The organism is Mailhella sp. (genome assembly GCF_057866825.1).
The window spans coordinates 1-17990 of sequence record NZ_DBMAHT010000016.1 but is presented as its reverse complement, the minus strand read 5'-3'; the positions used below and the strand labels follow the sequence as shown (position 1 = coordinate 17990).

Here is a 17990-nt window from a genome sequence, read left to right as displayed (position 1 = left end):
AGGCATCCGCGCGGGGAGTCTGCCCATGCGTCAAAAAACGCCCGGCCATCCGCCTGTCCTCCGAAAAAGGCGGACATTTCAGGACGCCGGGCGCAGAACGCTTCTCTTTTCAGACCGCCCCTCGCGTCGAAGGCGGGCGCGTTTCTGAACGCAGGAAAGCCCTACCGGGCGGCCTTCCACGTTTTGATGAAGTCCGCAGGGGCCTTGCCCGCCGCAATGTGCCTGAGGAGCGAGCTGCCGAACACCGCGGCGTCCGGCCGGATGTCCTGCGGCAGCGCGTCGATCTGTTCCGGAACGCGCAGGCCGAAGCCGAGCGCCACCGGAAGGTGAAACACCCTGCGCACGCGGGAGAGCACCTCCGGCACTTCCGGCGGCAGGCTCGCGCGTTCGCCCGTGGTGCCCATGACGGACACCACATACACGTAACCTTCCGACACGTCCGCGTAAAGCTTCATGCGCTCCTCGGAGGTGTTCGGCCCCACCAGAGGAATGAGCGCCAGACCGTGCGCCGAAAGCGCTGCGCGCATGTCGCCCGCCTCGTCGTAGGGCAGATCGGGCACGATGAGGCCGTGGACGCCCACGTCCTGCGCCTCCGTCGCCAGCTTGTCCAGACCGTACTGCAAAAACGGATTCATGTAGCCCATGAGCACAAGCCCGGCCTTGAACCTGCCCTTGCGCTCGCGCAGCCCTTCCATGATCCGGCGCAGCGTGACGCCGTTTTTCAGCGCCTTCACGGACGCCGCCTCCACCACGGGGCCGTCGGCCACGGGATCGGAAAACGGAACGCCGATTTCAATGACGTCCGCGCCGCTCTCGTCCAGTTCTTCAATGACGTTCCAGAAGGCGTCCAGCGAGGGATATCCCGCCGTCACAAAGGGAATGAGCGCCGTGCGTCCTTCGGCCGAAGCGTCGCGTAACTTTTTTTCCAGCAGATGCATAGTATTGTTCCTTCGCGGCCGTGCCGCCGAAAATCAGAGGTTCAGCGCCTTTTCCACAATGTCCATGTCCTTGTCGCCGCGGCCGGAAAGGTTCACCAGCACGCGGCTGCCGGGAGCAAATTCCCCGGCGTGCGACAGAACGTAGGCCAGCGCGTGGGAAGATTCCAGCGCGGGCAGAATGCCTTCCACGCGGCAGAGCGTCTGGAAGGCCGAAAGCGCTTCGTGATCGTAGGCCACGCCGTACTTCACGCGTCCCACGGCCGCAAGATGGGCGTGTTCCGGGCCCACGCCGGGGTAGTCCAGTCCCGCGGAAATGGAGCCGGAAGGCAGAATCTGCCCGTCGTCGTCCTGGAGCAGCATGGTGTACTCGCCGTGCAGCACGCCGGGGCGTCCGAGATTGATGGCCGCCGAATGCATGCAGCCGGGCTCGCCCGTGCCGCCCGCCTCCACGCCGATGATCTTCACCGACTCGTCGGGCACAAAGGCCGTGAACATGCCGATGGCGTTGGAGCCGCCGCCCACGGCCGCCACCACGTAGTCGGGAAGGCTGCCCGTGCGCTCCAGCATCTGCGCGCGGGCCTCGCGGCCGATGACGCTCTGAAATTCCCGCACGAGATCCGGGAACGGATACGGCCCGGCCGCCGTGCCGAAGCAGTAATGCGTGGTTTCCTGAAGGGAAATCCAGGCACGGAGCGCCGCGTTGATGGCGTCCTTGAGCGTGCGGGAGCCGCTCTCCACGGCCACCACGTCCGCGCCGAGCAGACGCATGCGCCGCACGTTGGCGGACTGCCGCTCCGCGTCTTCCGCGCCCATGTACACCGTGCACTTCATGCCGAGGCGCGCCGCCGCGGCCGCCGTGGCCACGCCGTGCTGACCGGCGCCGGTTTCCGCTATGAGCGAGGTCTTGCCCATGTGCTTGGCCAGAAGCGCCTGTCCCAGCGTGTTGTTGATCTTGTGCGCGCCGGTGTGCAGCAGATCCTCGCGCTTGAGCCACACCTCGAAGCCCAGCTGTTCCGAAAGTCCGGGGCAGAAGGTGAGCGGAGTCTCGCGCCCGGCGTAGTTCTTCAACAGATCGTCAAGCTCGTTCCGAAACGCTTCGGAAGGCAGAATGTCCTTCATGGCCTCCTCAAGTTCCATGAGGGGCGGCATGAGCAACTCGGGCACGAAACGCCCGCCGAAATCGCCGAAATATCCTTTTTTCATAGCCTGTCACCTTTTCTGCTGTCTGCCGCGCCTCTGCCGCAGTCCGATGCGCCACTTGCGCATTCGCGAACCGCCGCCACGGCCTTTTCCATGAGTTCCCCGCTCTTTCTGCCCGGGGAGGATTCCAGTTTGGAATTGAAGTCGAGCCCGTCCGGAGAACAGGCCGAAAGCGCTCTTGCCACATTGTCCGGCCCGAGTCCGCCGGAAAGAAACCACGGATGCGGAAACGAAAGATCGGCAAGACTCTGCCAGTCGAGCTCCCGGCCACTGCCCATGCCCGTGTCGAGCAGGTACGTGCCGCAGGTTTCGGCAAAGGCGTCGATGTCCTGCTGAAGCGCCTGCACGGACGAATATTTTCCCGGCCAGAGCACGCGGATCACGCTTTCTGCCGGAAAACGCCCGGCAAACGCCGCGCTCTGGCCGCCGTGAAGCTGCACGAAATCCAGCCCGGCTTCGCGCACTATGCGCTCTGTTTCCTCCGCGCTCTGACGAACGAACACGCCCACGCGCTTCATGCCGTGCGTGTCCAGAGACGAAACCAGCCTCGGCGACACGTTGCGCGGGCTCGGTTCGTAAAACACGAAGCCGCAGAACTCCACGCCGAGCGCGGCCGCCTCGTCGATGAGACTCTGCTCGCTCATGCCGCAGATTTTAATCCGCATGCTCCGCCTCCCCGCCCAGAAGCGCGCGCAGCGCCTCCCCCGGACGACCGTGTTCCATGAGTGCGGAGCCCACGAGTGCGGCCCGAAATCCGGCCTTCGCGGCCTCTTCCAGATCGGAGCGGCAGCTCATGCCGCTTGCCGCAATCCAGAGTTCCCCCTCCCGCGGAGGGCAATTTTCAGCCAGCGCGAGACAGGCCCTTCTGTCCACCGCAAGCGAGGCAAGATCGCGCGCGTTCACCTGAATGATGCCCGCCCCGCTCTCGCGGGCCAGCGCCACGTCGCGCGCGTCGAACACCTCGACCACCGCCTCCATGCCGCCCGCCTCGGCCTGCTCGCGCAGTTCGCGAAGAAGACCGGCGTCCGGCGTGAGGCGAACGATGAGCAGCAGCGCCGACGCCGGCGTGGAAAGCGCCGCCGCCACCTGCAGCGGATGAAAAATGAAGTCCTTGCGCAGCATGGGAACCGCCGCTCCTTCCCGCTCCATGGCCGAGGCCATGCGGAAAAGATACGACAGCGAGCCATGAAAATACCGCTCCTCGGTGAGCACGGAAATAGCGCCCGCCCCGGCTTTTGCGTACTGCAGGGCCACGTCTTCGGGCTCCAGCGTTTCGCAGATCACGCCGCGCGAGGGAGAGGCCCGCTTGTACTCCGCCACCACGGGAAGAGGCCCGGCCCCTCCGCTTTCAAGCGCCCCGCGAAACGAAGGCCTGCGCCCCTTCCACGGATGCAGATTGTCCGCCCCGAGGCGCTCAAGCTGGGCTATTTCCGCCCGCTTGGCCTCCACAAAACGCTCAAGTCCCGTCATGCCAGCACCCTCATGCCCGCGCCTTCGGCCACGCCCTTGCGGGCCAGCTCCACGCACTCTTCCATGCTCTTGTCATCTTCCAGCATGTAAATGGCAAACGCCGCGTTCACCGTCATCATGTCGCGCATGGCCCGGGGACCGCGTCCGGCCAGAAGTTCCTTCAGCACGGCCGCGGCTTCCTCCTTGTTCTTCACTTCCACGTCCTCGGGCTCGCAGGGCTCGAAGCCGTAGAGCGCAGGGTCAAACACCATTTCGTCCATCTTGCCGTCGGTAATGAGAATGATGCGCGTTTTGCCCATGGTGGTCAGCTCGTCGTAGCCGCCCGCGCCGTTGAACACCGCCACCTTGTGGAAGGGGCGCTTCTGCAGCGTGGCCGCAATGAGATCCACCTGATTCGGATCGCCCACGCCCATCATGAGATAGTCGGGACAGGCCGGATTCAGCATGGGGCCCAGCATGTTGAACATGGTGCGCATGCCGAGCTGCTTGCGCACCGGCCCCACGTTGGCGAAGGCCGGATGGAAGTACGGCGCAAACTGGAAGGCGAAATTGCGTTCCTTCAGCATCTCCACGATGGCTTCGGGATCCTTTTCCAGCGGCAGACCGAGTCCTTCCAGTGCATCGGCCGCGCCGGAGGTGGAAGACACGGCGCGGTTGCCGTGCTTGAGCATGCGGTAGCCCATGCCCGCCAGCGTGAGCGACGTGGCCGTGGAGCAGTTGAACGAACGCTTGCCGTCGCCGCCCGTGCCCACGATGTCGATGCACTTTTCCGGAATGCCCGTCACCTTCACGGAGCGCGCCAGCATGATGCGGATGGCCGCGGCCAGCTCGGCGGGCTTTTCGCCCTTCATGCGCAGGCCCATGAGCAGGGCTCCGGCCTGAGCGGGAGTCATGGTGCCGTCGAGCATGGAACCGAAGGCCACGTCGCATTCCTCGTCGGTCATGTCCCTGCCGCGGGACACGGATTCCAGAATGGAACTGATGGTGGGCGCGGCGTGAACCGTGGGCAGCAGGCTGCCCGGGAAGTTTTCCAGAAGACGCAGACCGTCGAGCGTGAGAATGGATTCGGGATGATACTGCACGCCCACCCACGGGCGATCCTTGAAGCGCATGGACATCACTTCGCCCTGGGGTCCGCGGGCGGACACCGAAAGCAGATCGTTGGGATGCTCGTCGTCCACGCGCACCACCAGGGAATGGTAGCGGCCCACCACCATGGGATTGGGCATGCCGCGATACAGTCCCTTGCCGTCGTGCACGATTTCCGAAGTTCTGCCGTGCATGACCACGGGGCCGGGCACGACGTCCGCCCCGGCGTAGAGGCCGAGAATCTGATGCCCGAGGCACACGCCGAGCACCGGAATGCGCGGACTGAGCTGCTTCAGGAAGTCGAGGCAGTATCCGGCCTGCGACGGATGCCCCGGTCCGGGGGAAATGCACACCATGCGCAGCGAAGGATCGTTGGCCATGGCCACCAGACCGGGATCGTCATTCTTGACCACGCGGGGGCGGTGTCCCAGACGGCAGAAGGCCTGAACAAGATTGTAGGTAAAGGAATCGTAGTTATCGATGAGCAGGAACATGGAACTCTCCCGTGGTGAAACAGGCCTGACGCATGATGGCCGATTTGTTGCAAACCTCCTTCCATTCCAGGGCCGGCACGGAATCGTGAACGATGCCGGCTCCGGCCTGCCAGTACAGGCGATGATCGCGCACCCACATGCTGCGGATGGTGATGCCCGTGTCGAGGTTCACGCCGTCTCTGTCCAGACCGAGCCAGCCGATGCAGCCGGCGTAGGGTCCGCGCGGACAGGGTTCGGTTTCGGCAATGATTTCCATGGCGCGGATCTTGGGCGCGCCGCTCACCGTGCCCGCCGGGAAGGTGGCGGCAAGGACGTCCACGGCGTCGAGGCCGTCCTCAAGGTCCGCGGTGACGCGGCTCGTGAGGTGCATGACGTGGGAAAAACGTTCCACCATCATGAGCTTCTCCACTTCCACGGTGCCCGGGCGCGCGAGTCTGCCGAGATCGTTGCGGCCGAGATCCACGAGCATCATGTGCTCGGCGCGCTCCTTGGGATCGGCGATGAGCTCCTCGGCCAGGGCTTCGTCTTCGGCCACGGTCGCGCCGCGGCGTCTGGTTCCGGCAATGGGCGCGGAAAGCAGTCTGCCGTTCTCGCAGCGCACCATGACTTCCGGCGAAGAGCCGAACAGCGTAATGCCCGGCAGGCGCATGAAGAACATGTACGGCGACGCGTTTTCACTGCGCATGCGGCGGTACAGGGTGAAGGGGTCGCCGTCGAACGGCATGCTGAAGCGCACCGAAGGCACCACCTGAATGGCTTCGCCCATGCGCAGCATTTCCCGTATGCGGTCCACGGCCGCCTGGAATCCGGCCTCGCCGGGTTCGGCCAGCACGTCGGCCTTGTCCGCATGCGTCGAATCCTGACGCGAGAACGAACCGCTGCGGCCCAGATCTCTGTGCTCGCCGAGGCTCACCTGCGCCAGTCGATTGTACATGTGATCGAAAAGCAGCAGCGTTCCGGGCAGGCAGAGCACGCATTCCGCGTCTTCCGGCTTCATGACGGGGGCGAGCTTCGGATGAAAGAGCGACGCCATGCCGTAGCCCAGATAGCCGCACAGCGAACGCGTGATGGGCGGCAGGTCCGCGGCCTGCGGATCGGGCAGAATTTCCAGCGAACGCATGACCGAGCGAAGGCCTTCCACGAAGTTCATGCCGTTGAAGGCGGCAAGACGCGCAAGGCGTTCGTCTTCCGTGCGGCATTCGAGCTTTCCTTCGCGGCAAATGAGGTACAGGGCCATGTCGCAGGCAAGCACGCTGTAGCGACCCCATCGCCCGTCCACTTCCGCGCTTTCCAGAAGAATGCCGTCCCTGTCCCGGGCCATGTCCAGGAAAAGACTGATGGGCGTGTCCATGTCCGCCGGGAGCCAGCGGACGCTCTGACGCACTCGAATGGGCGATGTCTTGATTGTCATGTCGATAATCCTCAGTGTGAGTTAATAAAAAAATGCCGCTCCCCGGAGAGGGAACGGCATTTATTGCTTCCGAATCTGCACCATTACTCAGACGTCAAGACCGCATCCTCTCCCTGAAGAAAAGATACGCCACCACCACTGACCGGCGAAGGACATGGTGAAAGCGGCTGCGGACATGGAACACTCCTGAACGTGAATGGTGAACTTTCCTTCTGTGTATGCAAGAGCGCGCCATTTGTCAACGGCGTCGGAAAAACTTTTTCCTGAGGGGAGGCGCCTGCCGCAACTTTCCGGATCATGAAGGCCGACACATCAGGTATAAAACAATTTTGCATCATCTGCTTCGTCTTTTTTCTGTATGAATCATGATATTGCACGGTGCGTCCGCCCAAAAAGCGCTCATATACAAAAAAGTATCGACGATTGTTCAAAACATCATGCAGATTTTTTTGTTTCGGGCAAAAATCGAGGCGCAGCGCGGCATTGCGGAAAGCAAGTCCGCCTCCGGAGCCGCCCATGACGCAGGATTCGATCATTAAATATGAGCGACGAGACAAAAATATTGCTTCTGCGCTTGACAGCGATTCCAGACCGGAGCTATGAGAGAAAAAAAAGGTTGGCAAATCATGTTCAGCGCGTTCCGCTACGGCTATTTTACCTACGCCAGCAACTTCGGTTGCTGGTGCTATGCGTATTATTTCCGGCCAAGCGGCGAGCTGTGCTGATCTCTTCCGTCACACAGGAATATAAAGCCGCAGGCATACTTAAAAGCCGGCGGCTTTTTTCGTAACCGCCGGAATGCCTGCAAAGAGGTACCTCTCATGGAAGTCGGCTCTCTCAGAAGATTCAATCGCATCATCAATCCCAAAACCGGCCGCGCCATCATCGTTCCCATGGATCACGGCATGTCCGACGGCGCTCCCCGCGGTCTGCGCGACATGGTCAAGGCCATTCACGACATGGACGAAGGCATGGCCGACGCCGTGCTTCTGCACAAGGGCCTCATCCACAAGGCCGACTACGAATCCCACATGCGCCTCGGCTTCATCATGCACATTTCGGCGTCCACCAGCCTTTCGCGCCGCCCCAACAAGAAGATGCTCGTGGGCGACGTGGAAGAGGCCGTGCGCCTCGGCGCGGACGCGGTGTCCATTCACATCAACCTCGGCGACGACGACGAAAGCCTCATGATGGCCGACGCCGGCAAGATCGCCAAGGAATGCAGCCTGTGGGGCATGCCTCTGCTCATGATGGTGTACGCGCGCGGTCACGACGTGGACAGCTATGATCCGCACAACATCGCCCACTGCGCCCGCGTGGGTGCGGAACTCGGCGCCGACATCGTGAAGGTGCCCTACACCGGCGATCCCGAAACCTTCGCCGACGTGGTGGCGGACTGCGGCGTGCCCGTGCTCATTGCCGGCGGCCCCAAGCTCGATTCCACTCGCAAGCTGCTGGAAATGGTGTACGGCTCGCTGCAGGCGGGCGGTTCCGGCCTTTCCGTGGGCCGCAACGTGTTCGAGCATCCGCGCCGCGTGGAACTGCTCAAGGCCCTGCGCGCCATGGTTCACGGCAACGCCACCGTGGACGAGGCCCTGGAAATGATGGGCGAAAAATAAGACGAAAAAGTTTTCGTCTCCCGCCATTTTCCTGTTGACAGATTTCTTTCTCTGGGATTAGTAATTTTTTAAACTTTCAATGGTTGTTTGTCATGTATACTCTGTATTCCGCCACCGCCCAGTTTGAAACCAACGGCTTTACCTTTGGTTTTTACTTTTATTTTACCGGGCCCTGTGGTCGGGAGAGTTGCTGACATCCTCAGTTTGCAAACTTCGGGCCGCAGGCGAAACAAGCCGGCGGCCCTTTTTTGTATGCTACAGCCGCCACGCAGCCCACAACGTTCAAAAAGAAGGAACGCCCCATGGAACTCGGCACTAAAAAAAGACTGACCCACATCTTCAACCCCGACACCAAGCGCACCATCATCGTTCCCATGGATCACGGCATGACCATCGGCGCGCCCGACGGTCTGGTGGACATCCGCAAGGCCGTTGACGACATGAACGAAGGCGGCGCCAACGCCGTGCTCATGCACAAGGGTCTCATCCGCGCCTCCGGCTGCGCCGACGCCAACGCCGACCTCGGCCTCATCATGCACATCACCGCCTCCACGGAACTTTCCCCCAACGGCAACACCAAGGTGCTCACCGGCACCGTGGAAGAAGCCATCCGCCTCGGCGCGGACGCCGTGTCCGTGCACATCAACCTCGGCGATCCCAACGAACGCGAAATGCTCAACACCGCAGGCGTCATTGCCGAGCACTGCAACCGCTGGGGCGTGCCGCTGCTCATGATGCTCTACGGCCGCGGCGGCCTCATCCGCGACAGCTTCGCCACCGACGTGGTGGCCCACTGCGCCCGCGTGGGCGCGGAACTCGGCGCCGACATCGTGAAGGTCTCCTACACCGGCAGCCCCGAAACCTTCCAGCGCGTCACCGAATGCTGCTGCGCGCCCGTGGTCATTGCCGGCGGCGAACGCATCGACTCCACGCGCAAGCTGCTGCAGATGGTGTACGATTCCCTGCAGGCCGGCGGCGCGGGCGTTTCCATCGGCCGCAACGTGTTTGAACATCCCCGCCGCGTGGATCTCATGCGCGCCATGAACGCCCTCGTTCACTCGAACGCCTCCGTGGACGACGCCATGGCCATCGTGGGCGAAGACTAACTCTTTTGAAGGATTGTCCATGAACATCTATTTCAAAAGCGTGCCCTTCAGCAAGAACGACGTGACCCTCGCGCTGGAATCCGGCGTGGACGGGGTCATCGTTCCCGCCGACAAGGTGGAATCCGTGTCCGTGCTCTCCCGCACTCCCGTCATTGCGGAAGAGGACATGCCCTCCTGCGCCATGAACTCCAAGGCCGACGAGGAACAGATCCGCGACTCGCTCCGTTCGGGAAAGCAGGTGGTTCTCGCCAGGGGATGGGAGATCATTCCCGTGGAAAACCTGCTCGCCCAGTGCGACAACGTGGTGGCCGAAGCCGGAACGCTTGAGGAAGCCGTGCTTGCGTCCGGCATTCTTCAGCGCGGCGTGCAGGGCATCGTGGTGCTGCCCGAAGCCATCGGCGATCTCAAGGAAATCGTGTCGCGCTGCAAGATCAGCCGGGAGCACGAAGACCTGGAGGAAGCCGAAATCGTCCGCGTGGAGCCCGCCGGACTCGGACACCGCGTGTGCATCGACACCATGTCCATGCTGCACCGCGGACAGGGCATGCTGGTGGGCAATTCCAGCGCCTTCACCTTCCTTGTTCACGCCGAAACGGAGCACAACGAATACGTGGCCTCCCGCCCCTTCCGCGTGAACGCGGGTGCGGTTCACGCCTACGTGCGCCTGCCCGGCGACGCCACGACCTATCTTTCGGAAGTGACGGCCGGCACGCAGATGCTCGTCGTGGACTACACGGGCGCCACCAGCATCGCCACCGCCGGAAGAGTGAAGATTGAAGTGCGTCCCATGCTGCTCGTGGAAGCGAAGGTCGGAGACAAGACGGGCGCCGTGTTCCTTCAGAACGCCGAGACCATACGGCTGACCGCTCCCGACGGAACCCCCGTGAGCGTGGTGACGCTCAAGCCCGGCGACAAGGTGCTCTGTCGCACCGACGAGGCCGGACGTCACTTCGGCATGCGCATCAAGGAAGACATTCAGGAGAAATAGAGTATGGCAGAGCCTTTCCAGATTCCGGGCCTCGCAGACCTGCGCAGGCAGATTGACGACGTGGACTCCCAGCTTCTTGAGCTTCTGAACCGGCGGGCAGGCCTGAGCGTGGCCGTCGGGCAGGCCAAGAGACAGGTGTCGGGCAAAGTGTTCGATCCGGCCAGGGAGGCCAGGCTTCTGGAAGGGCTCGCCAAACGCAACCCCGGTCCGCTGAAGACGGAACACATTCTCTCCATCTGGCGCGCCGTGCTCTCCGCTTCCCGTTCCCTGCAAAAACCGTGTACCGTGGCCTATCTCGGCCCGGAAGGCACGTTCTCCTACTTCGCGGCCATGGACTTTCTCGGCGAATCCATGACCTTCGTGCCCTGCCGCGACTTCCATGAAATTTTCCGCGGCGTGAGCCTCGGCCAGTTCGACGCGGGCGTCATTCCGCTGGAAAACTCCATTCACGGCACCATCACCCAGAGCTTCGACCTGTTCTCTCAGTACGAGGTGAACATTCAGGCCGAATTCTATTCCCGCATCGCCAACAGCCTGCTCAGCCGGGAAACGTCGCTCGACAACGTGAAAACCGTGTACTCGCACGCGCAGCCGCTCGGCCAGTGCGCCACCTGGCTGCGCGCCCATCTGCCCGGAGCAAGGCTCGTGTCCGTGGACTCCACGGCCGCCGCCGCATGGAAGGCCTCGCAGGAAGCGGGAGCCGCGTCCATCGGTCACCGCAGCATGGCCGAAAAGCTGGGCATGAGCTCCCTTGCCGACAACATTCAGGACGACGCCGCCAACTGGACGCGCTTCGTGCTCATCCGCGCGGGCGAGGTTCCCGCCGGAAGCCCGCACGAAACCGATTCCGACAACTTCAAGTCTTCGCTGCTCTTCACGGTGAAGAACAAGTCCGGCACGCTCTGCGACGTGCTCAACGTGTTCTCCGCGCACAAGGTGAACATGACCAAGCTCGAATCCCGCCCGCTGAAGGGCCGGTGCTGGGACTACATTTTCTTTGCCGACGTGGAATGCGATCTCACCGCCTCCCGCCGCGCCGATCTCATCCGCGATCTCTCCGCCTGCTGCACGTCTCTGCGCGTGCTCGGCTGCTATCCCGAAGGACCGCGTCTCGATTCAACCGCCAACACCACAGGATTCTGATTCATGATAACGCTTCAGGCCCCCGCATCCAAATCCGTCTCCCACCGCACGCTCATTGCGGCCGCGCTCGCGCACGGCTCGTCGCTGGTGCGCCATGCGCTCTCCAGCGCCGATCTTGAGCGCACGCGCGACATTCTCCACACCGCAGGGGCCGTCATGGAGGATCTCGGCGACGGAAACTGGCGCGTGCAGGGCATGGAGAAAGGCCCGGTGGGCGGAATCGACAAGCCCGCCGACTGCAACGTGGGCGAATCGGGCACCACCTGCCGCCTGCTCACCGCCGTGCTGGCCGCCGGTCGCGGCTCGTTCCGCATTCACGGCGTTCCGAGAATGCACGAACGCCCCATCGGCGCGCTCGCCAAGGCTCTTCAGACGCTCGGCGCACGCGTGACTTTTGAGGAAAAGGAAGGCTATCCGCCCCTCGTGCTTTCCACGGACGGCCTTGCCGGCGGCGACGTGGACATGAGCGTGGACGAATCGAGCCAGTTTCTTTCCGGTCTGCTTCTGGCCGCGCCCTTCTGCCCCTCGCCGCTGCGCATTTCTCTCACGGGCAAAAAGGTGGTCTCCTGGCCCTACGTGGGACTCACGCTGCAGGTGCTGGAAGATTTCGGCATTGCCTTCGAGGTGGAAACGCTGACGGGCGGAGCCTGGAAGATTGCGCCCTGGAAAAGCGTTCAGGAAGCGCGGCCCGGAGAGCTTCGCATCACCGTGCATCCCGGCAGCTACAAAAGCGGCGAATACCGCGTGGAAGGCGACTGGTCCGGAGCCTCCTACCTGCTTGCCGCCGGAGCCGTGGGCCGCGAGCCCGTGCTCGTGACGGGGCTTCGCCCCGACTCTCTGCAGGGCGACCGCGCCATCCTGACCATTCTGCGGGACATGGGCGCGTCCATCGACGTGCGCAGCGACGGCATTCTCGTGAGCCCCTCGAAGCTGCACGGCATCACCGTGGACATGGGAGCCTGCCCCGATCTCGTGCCCACCGTGGCCATGACGGCGGCCTACGCCGAAGGCGAAACGCGCATGGAAAACATCGCCCACCTCCGCCTCAAGGAATGCGACCGCATTTCCGCCTGCGCCGCGGAACTTTCCCGCATCGGAGTGTCCGTGGAGGAAGGCGCGGATTATCTTGCCGTGCGCGGCCTTGCGCCGGATACGCCTTCCATTCCCGAAGGCACGGTGTTCCGCACCTACAACGATCACCGCATCGCCATGTCCGCATCGCTCCTCGGTCTCGGCCGGGGGCAGCGCGTCGTGGTGGACGATCCCGCCGTGGTGCGCAAGTCCTTCCCCGAATTCTGGAACGTGTGGAGCGCCCTTGCATGAGCGAACGCATCGTCATTGTAGGGTGCCGCGGCCGCATGGGCTCCATGCTCATGGAGCGCTTCGGCCGCAATCCGGAACTGGCCCCCGCAGGTCTCGATCTGCCCTTTGAGGCGCAGGCCATGCGGGAGGCCTGCCGGGGGGCGCGCCTGGTGCTTTTGTGCATACCTGCCACGGCCATAGCCGACACCGTCTCCCTGCTTCGCCCCTTCATGGAGAAAAACGCCATCCTTGCCGACATCACCTCGGTGAAGGAACTGCCCATGCAGCACATGGAAAGTCTGTGGGACGGGCCGGTGGTGGGCACGCATCCGCTTTTCGGGCCCGTGCCCGCGCAGGATCTGGAACTGCGCGTGACCATCGTGCCCGGCAGACGGGCCTCGGAAGAGGACACATGTTTTGTGGAGCGCCTGTTTCAGGGCTTCGGCTGCGTGACCTTCCGCGCCACGGCCGAAGAACACGACATCGCGGAAGCCAAGATTCAGGGCATGAACTTCATCACGAGCGCGGTGTATTTCGCCATGACGGCGGAAGACCCCGCGCTCCTGCCGTACATAACCCCCTCCTTCCTGCGGCGCATGAACTCCTCGGAAAAACAGCTCATGGAAGACGGCGCGCTGTTCACCTGGCTTTTCGAGGCCAATCCCCACAGTCAGGCCATGACGCGCCAGTACCGCAATCTGCTTTCGCTGGCCGCCGCGGGCGATGTGGACCTCATTCTGCACAAGGCCCGCTGGTGGTGGAAAGAAGGCGAAGAGAAAAAGAAAATTCACGAAGAAGCCCGCAAGGTGGCTCTCCAGTCGGCCCGCATGGGGTTGAAAAAAGGACAACAATAATGCGTTACAGCCTGTTCGGCGAATCCCACGGCCCGGCCATCGGCGTCGTGCTTCAGGGCGTCCCTTCGGGACTCGACATCGACGAGAACTTCATCCGCGCCGAAATGGCGCGCCGCGCGCCCGGCAAATCGCCGCTTGCCACGGCAAGAAACGAAAAGGACGAAGTGCGCATCCTGAGCGGCGTGTTCGAGGGCAAGGCCTGCGGCACGCCCCTTTGCGGCGTGATAGAAAACACCGACACCCGCTCCCGCGACTACGCCGCCACCCGCTGGCTCGCCCGTCCCGGCCACGCGGACTTCACCGCCCATCTGCGCTACCGCGGCTTCGAGGACTACCGCGGCGGCGGTCACTTTTCCGGCCGCCTCACGGCTCCGCTGGTCTTTGCCGGAGCCGTGGCCAAGCTGGCCCTGCGCGCCCGGGGCGTGGAAGTGCTCGCGCGCGTCAAAAGCATTGCGGGCATCGATGACGCCCCCCTCGACCTGGCCTCTCCCGATGTCGAGGCTCTGCGGGCCGCTGCGGGCAAAACCCTGCCCGTCATCGACGATGCGCGCGGCGAAGCCATGCAGCAGGCCATTCTCGACGCCCGGGGCGACGGCGACTCCGTAGGCGGACTCATCCAGTGCTTTGCGCTCAACGTTCCCGCCGGACTCGGCAGCCCGGACTTCGATGAAAACATCGAAAGTCTCATTGCCCGGCACATGTTCGCCGTGCCCGCGGTCAAGGGACTGGCCTTCGGCGCAGGCTTCGACTTTGCTTCCATGCGCGGAAGCGAGGCCAACGACTCCCTCACGCCGGGCACTCCCCTCCGCACCCGCACCAACAACAACGGCGGCATCAACGGCGGCATTTCCAACGGCATGCCCGTCGTGTTCACCGTGGTCGTCAAGCCCACGCCCTCCATCGGCAAAGAGCAGGACACCGTCAACATGAACACCAGCGAGGCCGCCAAACTCACCATCACCGGCAGGCACGATCCCTGCATTCTTTCGCGCGCCGTGCCCGTCATCGAGGCCGCCTGCGCGCTGGCCCTCACCGAACTGCCGGGAGTGCTCGCATGAAAAATCTCGTGCTCATAGGACTTTCCGGCTGCGGCAAGAGCACCTTCGGCAAAAGGCTCGCAAAAAGACTGCGCCTGCCGCTTCTCGACACCGACGTCATGATCGAAAAAAAGACGGGCCGCACCATTCCGGACATCTTTGCCGCAGACGGCGAGTCGGGCTTCCGGGACATCGAATCCGCCTGCGCCCGGGAAGCCGCTGCCGTGCAGGGCGCCGTCATATCCACGGGCGGGGGCATGATTCTGCGCGAAGAAAACATGAAGGAACTTTCCAAAAACGGCCTTGTCGTCTTCATCGACCGTCATCCTTCCCGGATTCTCCGCTCCACCACGCTGAAGGACCGCCCGCTTGTGCAGGACGACAGAGACAAGCTCTTCCGCCTCTACGCCGCCCGACTTGCCCTGTACCGCCGTCACGCCGACGTAACCATTCCCAATCACGGTGGCCCGCGCACCCTGAAGCGCCGCATTCTCCAGGTACTGCGGCATTACCGCCGCAGCAATTCCCACGTCTGACCCACGGAGTCTTCCATGAGCAGCATTCTGAACGGAAAGAAACTGGCCGTCATCGGCGATCCCATCGAACACAGCCTCTCCCCGCTCATTCAGCAGGCCATGCTGGACGAACTCGGCCTCTACTGCACCTACGGCCGCATTCTCGTTCCCGCCGGAACCGTGGCGGACTGGCTGCCCGGCGCGCCCGGCATGAACCTTGCGGGCTTCAACGCCACCATGCCGCACAAGACCGATCTCGTGCCTCTCATGGACACCCTCTCCGACGATGCGCGCATGTACCGCTCCGTGAACACCGTGGTCATCCGCGACGGGCTTTTTCACGGTCACAACACCGACGACGCGGGATTCCTCCGCTCTCTGCTCGATGAAGGCATCCGGCCGGAAGGCAAAAAGATTGCCGTGTACGGCGCTGGCGGGGCGGCCCGCTCCGTGGTACTCAAGCTCGCCGCGGCGGAAGCCGCGTCCATTGCCGTGTGCTGCCGCACCCCGGCCAAGGCCGAAGAACTCTCCCGCGCCTCGGCCCGCGTGCATGTGGTCGCCCTCGGCAGCCCGGACTTTGAGCGGACGCTGGCCGAGGCGGATCTGTTCATCAACTGCACGCCGCTCGGCATGCAGGGCGTTCCCTCGCAGTTTGCCGACTTCCGTTTTCTCGACGCCCTTCCCGCCTCCGCGCCGGTGTGCGATCTCATTTACCGGCCGCTCAAAACCGAGCTGCTGAAGGAAGCGGAAAAGCGCGGACATCAGACCATGAACGGCCTCGGCATGCTCATTCATCAGGCCATTCTCGCGCTGGAACTGTTCGCCGCCATGCCGCTCGACGCCGCGCTCATGAAGAAGGCCGTGGAAAAAAGACTGATTCCGGTGCTTCATCAAAAGCGCTGATCCGGACACGGTCGCGCCGTTCCGAACGCCGCCGCATTCATGATCCCCCGCGGGGCGGATTTCCCGCCGGATTCCGCCCCGCTTGCAAAAGACGCGTTCCCAAAACGATGCGGCGCAAGAGGCTCGCCCTGCCTGCTATCCCCTCCCCGTGCCGTCGGCCTTTTCCACAGGCAAAAACGCTGCGCAGCTCCGGGCAAGGCACTTCCTGCCAAGTTGCAATGCTGCTCAGGTCGAACGCAAGGCAAGGCTCCGCACACGCTGCGCGTCATGACGCCGGGCGTGTGCGTCCCGGCCACGGCCCGCACGGCAACAATCCGGCTCCGATCTCGTCACTGTTGCCCGCGCCATCAGCTCCCCGCCCACGCGCTCCACTTGCCTGACTTCGCGGCCCATGCCCCGGAAAAACGGCAACTTTTCCTCCCCAAAGCGCTGCGGCGGCCTCGCCAATCCGGCAAACGCCCTCGGTTCCTCCAGAGGACTTTTCTCAATTTCTCCACGCAAAAAAAGAACCGGCTCGGTCTCAAGTCGGTTCTCTCTCTGGATACTCTCTCTTGCAGCTGCTTTCTCTCTCTTGAACATTTCCTCCGGGCGTTTTCCCCGCGGCTTCGGCGGCACGGAAAGCGCGTTTCGGCGTTTCAGGTCTTGAAACTCTTCGGGCGGTACTCACCGCAGCCTGAATCCTCGTGTTCAGGCGAGGCATCCGGGCGCGCCGACGCCCGGATGACCCGATCAGCACAGACTCTTTTCTTTACAGATCTTCAATGATGCGGTCGCACCAGGCGTCCACGTCCGCCTTGTTGCCGGAATAGTCGCCGTCCACCTTGAGACCCTCTTCCATAATCACGGCGCCCAGGCCGGAAAGCCGGTTTTCAATCACGTCCACCGCGCCGCAGAAATGCTCAAAGCTGCTGTCGCCGCTGGCAAAACAGGCCGCCTTCTTGCCGCTCACGCCGATGGCGTCGAAATCCTCGAACAGGGTGTTGAAGTCGTCCTGCATTTCCACCTCGTCCGTGCCCCAGGCCGAGCAGCCGAACAGCGCGGCGTCGTAGCCGTTGCACAGTCCTTCGGCCGACGCGTCGGCGGCGTTCAGCAGCGTGACGTCATGACCGGCGTTTCCGATGCGCTCGGCAAGAGCTTCGGCAATACCTGCGGTGTTGCCCGTCGTGGAACCATACACAATGAGAATCTTCATGGCTTTCTCCAGAAAAACCTCCGAGACAGAGATCCTAGGGCAGTGGCCCGTTCCCGACACCGCGTCGGAAACCGGCGATCTCTGTCCCGAAGGGAAGATGAGTTCGCGTTTTTTTGCACGGCGGAGAGCATACCGCCCCTCTCCGCCGTGCTCGACCAGGAGTACGCACCCCGCAATCGCGGGATGGATGCAGGACAGAAATTTTGCCGGACCTTCGCTGTGAGCCGAAAGCCCGGCCGGGGGGGGGAGGAGACTGGAACCTTGCGGCCCCAGAGCAAATTTTGCCGACATGTCATGGCGTGCATGCCGGCAATGCGGAGGAGAACTTTTCGGGGCACCTGTTTTCCCCGAAAAGTATGGCGAATATGCTGACGAACAAAAACGTTCGTGCTCCTGCCGCACGGCAGAAATTTTGCCGGAACACCCGCGTGATCCGGCACGGAACGTCGCCTCGGAGTTCTCGACGTTCTTATGGAGACATGAAGCGCTCGGATCGCCTCATGCTGTTATGGCAAACATGGGTGGACTCCTCGGGCCGTTCCCCACCGCGGGGAACGGCCCTCGCCGCACCAGGAGACTGAGGGGTACCCTCAGCACGGAACACGACCCGGTCGTATTCCAATATCGGGCAGGCAAGCCTGCGGAAATTTTGCCGCCTGACGACTCCGGCTCTCGCCGGGTCAAGCCATCGTCAGACGGCCGGGGGGGGGGGGGGGGGGGGGACAAAAC

17 protein-coding genes are annotated in these 17990 nt (G+C 63.1%); 9 read left to right on the top strand and 8 right to left on the bottom strand.

Annotation, left to right across the window (positions count from 1 at the left end; translation table 11 throughout):
• Nucleotides 1–161 precede the first annotated feature (161 nt).
• The 7 genes from trpA to ACZM96_RS03270 form a co-directional block, all read right to left on the bottom strand.
• Nucleotides 162–938, bottom strand: a complete 777-nt coding sequence (trpA, locus tag ACZM96_RS03300; RefSeq protein ID WP_489487322.1) for a tryptophan synthase subunit alpha — start codon at nt 936–938, stop codon at nt 162–164.
• 33 nt (nt 939–971) lie between these two features.
• Nucleotides 972–2141, bottom strand: coding sequence for a tryptophan synthase subunit beta (gene trpB / locus ACZM96_RS03295; RefSeq protein ID WP_489487321.1), 1170 nt, complete (start codon nt 2139–2141; stop codon nt 972–974).
• A complete protein-coding gene (locus ACZM96_RS03290; RefSeq protein WP_489487319.1) occupies nt 2138–2803 on the bottom strand; it encodes a phosphoribosylanthranilate isomerase in 666 nt (221 codons plus the stop codon). The genes trpB and ACZM96_RS03290 overlap by 4 nt, the downstream gene beginning before the upstream one ends.
• The gene (locus ACZM96_RS03285) at nt 2793–3608 is read right to left on the bottom strand and encodes an indole-3-glycerol-phosphate synthase (RefSeq protein ID WP_489487317.1); all 816 of its coding nucleotides are present in this window, start codon (nt 3606–3608) and stop codon (nt 2793–2795) included. Before ACZM96_RS03285 ends, ACZM96_RS03290 begins: the two co-directional genes overlap by 11 nt.
• Nucleotides 3605–5191, bottom strand: a complete 1587-nt coding sequence (trpD, locus tag ACZM96_RS03280) for an anthranilate phosphoribosyltransferase (protein ID WP_489487315.1) — start codon at nt 5189–5191, stop codon at nt 3605–3607. The genes ACZM96_RS03285 and trpD overlap by 4 nt, the downstream gene beginning before the upstream one ends.
• Nucleotides 5172–6602, bottom strand: a complete 1431-nt coding sequence (locus ACZM96_RS03275; RefSeq protein WP_489487314.1) for an anthranilate synthase component I family protein — start codon at nt 6600–6602, stop codon at nt 5172–5174. The genes trpD and ACZM96_RS03275 overlap by 20 nt, the downstream gene beginning before the upstream one ends.
• An 83-nt stretch (nt 6603–6685) precedes the next feature.
• Entirely contained in the window at nt 6686–7120 is a 435-nt protein-coding gene (locus ACZM96_RS03270) for a hypothetical protein (RefSeq protein WP_489487312.1), read from the bottom strand.
• Nucleotides 7121–7423: 303 nt separating this feature from the next.
• Between ACZM96_RS03270 and ACZM96_RS03265 the strand changes: the two genes are divergently transcribed.
• The 9 genes from ACZM96_RS03265 to aroE all read left to right on the top strand — a co-directional run bounded on the left by ACZM96_RS03265 (nt 7424) and on the right by aroE (nt 16069).
• Nucleotides 7424–8221 carry a 2-amino-3,7-dideoxy-D-threo-hept-6-ulosonate synthase gene (locus tag ACZM96_RS03265; RefSeq protein ID WP_489487310.1) on the top strand — a complete coding sequence of 266 codons (798 nt, stop codon included), beginning with the start codon at nt 7424–7426 and terminating at the stop codon, nt 8219–8221.
• Nucleotides 8222–8523: 302 nt separating this feature from the next.
• The gene (locus ACZM96_RS03260; RefSeq protein ID WP_489487308.1) at nt 8524–9327 is read left to right on the top strand and encodes a 2-amino-3,7-dideoxy-D-threo-hept-6-ulosonate synthase; all 804 of its coding nucleotides are present in this window, start codon (nt 8524–8526) and stop codon (nt 9325–9327) included.
• A 19-nt stretch (nt 9328–9346) separates the two neighbouring features.
• The gene (locus ACZM96_RS03255; RefSeq protein ID WP_489487307.1) at nt 9347–10315 is read left to right on the top strand and encodes a 3-dehydroquinate synthase II family protein; all 969 of its coding nucleotides are present in this window, start codon (nt 9347–9349) and stop codon (nt 10313–10315) included.
• 3 nt (nt 10316–10318) lie between these two features.
• A complete protein-coding gene (pheA, locus tag ACZM96_RS03250) occupies nt 10319–11458 on the top strand; it encodes a prephenate dehydratase (protein ID WP_489487305.1) in 1140 nt (379 codons plus the stop codon).
• 3 nt (nt 11459–11461) lie between these two features.
• On the top strand, nt 11462–12781 hold the full coding sequence (gene aroA / locus ACZM96_RS03245) for a 3-phosphoshikimate 1-carboxyvinyltransferase (protein WP_489487303.1): 1320 nt from the start codon (nt 11462–11464) through the stop codon (nt 12779–12781).
• Nucleotides 12778–13614 (top strand): prephenate dehydrogenase/arogenate dehydrogenase family protein, encoded by an 837-nt coding sequence (locus ACZM96_RS03240; RefSeq protein WP_489487302.1) that lies wholly within the window; start codon nt 12778–12780, stop codon nt 13612–13614. The genes aroA and ACZM96_RS03240 overlap by 4 nt, the downstream gene beginning before the upstream one ends.
• A complete protein-coding gene (aroC, locus tag ACZM96_RS03235; protein ID WP_489487301.1) occupies nt 13614–14672 on the top strand; it encodes a chorismate synthase in 1059 nt (352 codons plus the stop codon). The genes ACZM96_RS03240 and aroC overlap by 1 nt, the downstream gene beginning before the upstream one ends.
• Nucleotides 14669–15187 (top strand): shikimate kinase, encoded by a 519-nt coding sequence (locus tag ACZM96_RS03230; protein WP_489487300.1) that lies wholly within the window; start codon nt 14669–14671, stop codon nt 15185–15187. Before aroC ends, ACZM96_RS03230 begins: the two co-directional genes overlap by 4 nt.
• 15 nt (nt 15188–15202) lie before the next feature.
• Entirely contained in the window at nt 15203–16069 is an 867-nt protein-coding gene (aroE, locus tag ACZM96_RS03225) for a shikimate dehydrogenase (RefSeq protein WP_489487299.1), read from the top strand.
• Nucleotides 16070–16817: 748 nt separating this feature from the next.
• Here aroE and ACZM96_RS03220 read toward each other — a convergent pair.
• On the bottom strand, nt 16818–17261 hold the full coding sequence (locus ACZM96_RS03220) for a flavodoxin (protein WP_489487297.1): 444 nt from the start codon (nt 17259–17261) through the stop codon (nt 16818–16820).
• Between the last annotated feature and the right edge of the window lie 729 nt (nt 17262–17990).

Excerpts from the sequence above, each read along its gene's own strand:
- trpA (WP_489487322.1), bottom strand. The coding sequence starts at position 938 with ATGCATCTGCTGGAAAAAAAGTTACGCGACGCTTCGGCCGAAGGACGC.
- trpB (WP_489487321.1), bottom strand. The coding sequence starts at position 2,141 with ATGAAAAAAGGATATTTCGGCGATTTCGGCGGGCGTTTCGTGCCCGAG.
- ACZM96_RS03290 (WP_489487319.1), bottom strand. The coding sequence starts at position 2,803 with ATGCGGATTAAAATCTGCGGCATGAGCGAGCAGAGTCTCATCGACGAG.
- ACZM96_RS03285 (WP_489487317.1), bottom strand. The coding sequence starts at position 3,608 with ATGACGGGACTTGAGCGTTTTGTGGAGGCCAAGCGGGCGGAAATAGCC.
- trpD (WP_489487315.1), bottom strand. The coding sequence starts at position 5,191 with ATGTTCCTGCTCATCGATAACTACGATTCCTTTACCTACAATCTTGTT.
- ACZM96_RS03275 (WP_489487314.1), bottom strand. The coding sequence starts at position 6,602 with ATGACAATCAAGACATCGCCCATTCGAGTGCGTCAGAGCGTCCGCTGG.
- ACZM96_RS03270 (WP_489487312.1), bottom strand. The coding sequence starts at position 7,120 with ATGGGCGGCTCCGGAGGCGGACTTGCTTTCCGCAATGCCGCGCTGCGC.
- ACZM96_RS03265 (WP_489487310.1), top strand. The coding sequence starts at position 7,424 with ATGGAAGTCGGCTCTCTCAGAAGATTCAATCGCATCATCAATCCCAAA.
- ACZM96_RS03260 (WP_489487308.1), top strand. The coding sequence starts at position 8,524 with ATGGAACTCGGCACTAAAAAAAGACTGACCCACATCTTCAACCCCGAC.
- ACZM96_RS03255 (WP_489487307.1), top strand. The coding sequence starts at position 9,347 with ATGAACATCTATTTCAAAAGCGTGCCCTTCAGCAAGAACGACGTGACC.
- pheA (WP_489487305.1), top strand. The coding sequence starts at position 10,319 with ATGGCAGAGCCTTTCCAGATTCCGGGCCTCGCAGACCTGCGCAGGCAG.
- aroA (WP_489487303.1), top strand. The coding sequence starts at position 11,462 with ATGATAACGCTTCAGGCCCCCGCATCCAAATCCGTCTCCCACCGCACG.
- ACZM96_RS03240 (WP_489487302.1), top strand. The coding sequence starts at position 12,778 with ATGAGCGAACGCATCGTCATTGTAGGGTGCCGCGGCCGCATGGGCTCC.
- aroC (WP_489487301.1), top strand. The coding sequence starts at position 13,614 with ATGCGTTACAGCCTGTTCGGCGAATCCCACGGCCCGGCCATCGGCGTC.
- ACZM96_RS03230 (WP_489487300.1), top strand. The coding sequence starts at position 14,669 with ATGAAAAATCTCGTGCTCATAGGACTTTCCGGCTGCGGCAAGAGCACC.
- aroE (WP_489487299.1), top strand. The coding sequence starts at position 15,203 with ATGAGCAGCATTCTGAACGGAAAGAAACTGGCCGTCATCGGCGATCCC.
- ACZM96_RS03220 (WP_489487297.1), bottom strand. The coding sequence starts at position 17,261 with ATGAAGATTCTCATTGTGTATGGTTCCACGACGGGCAACACCGCAGGT.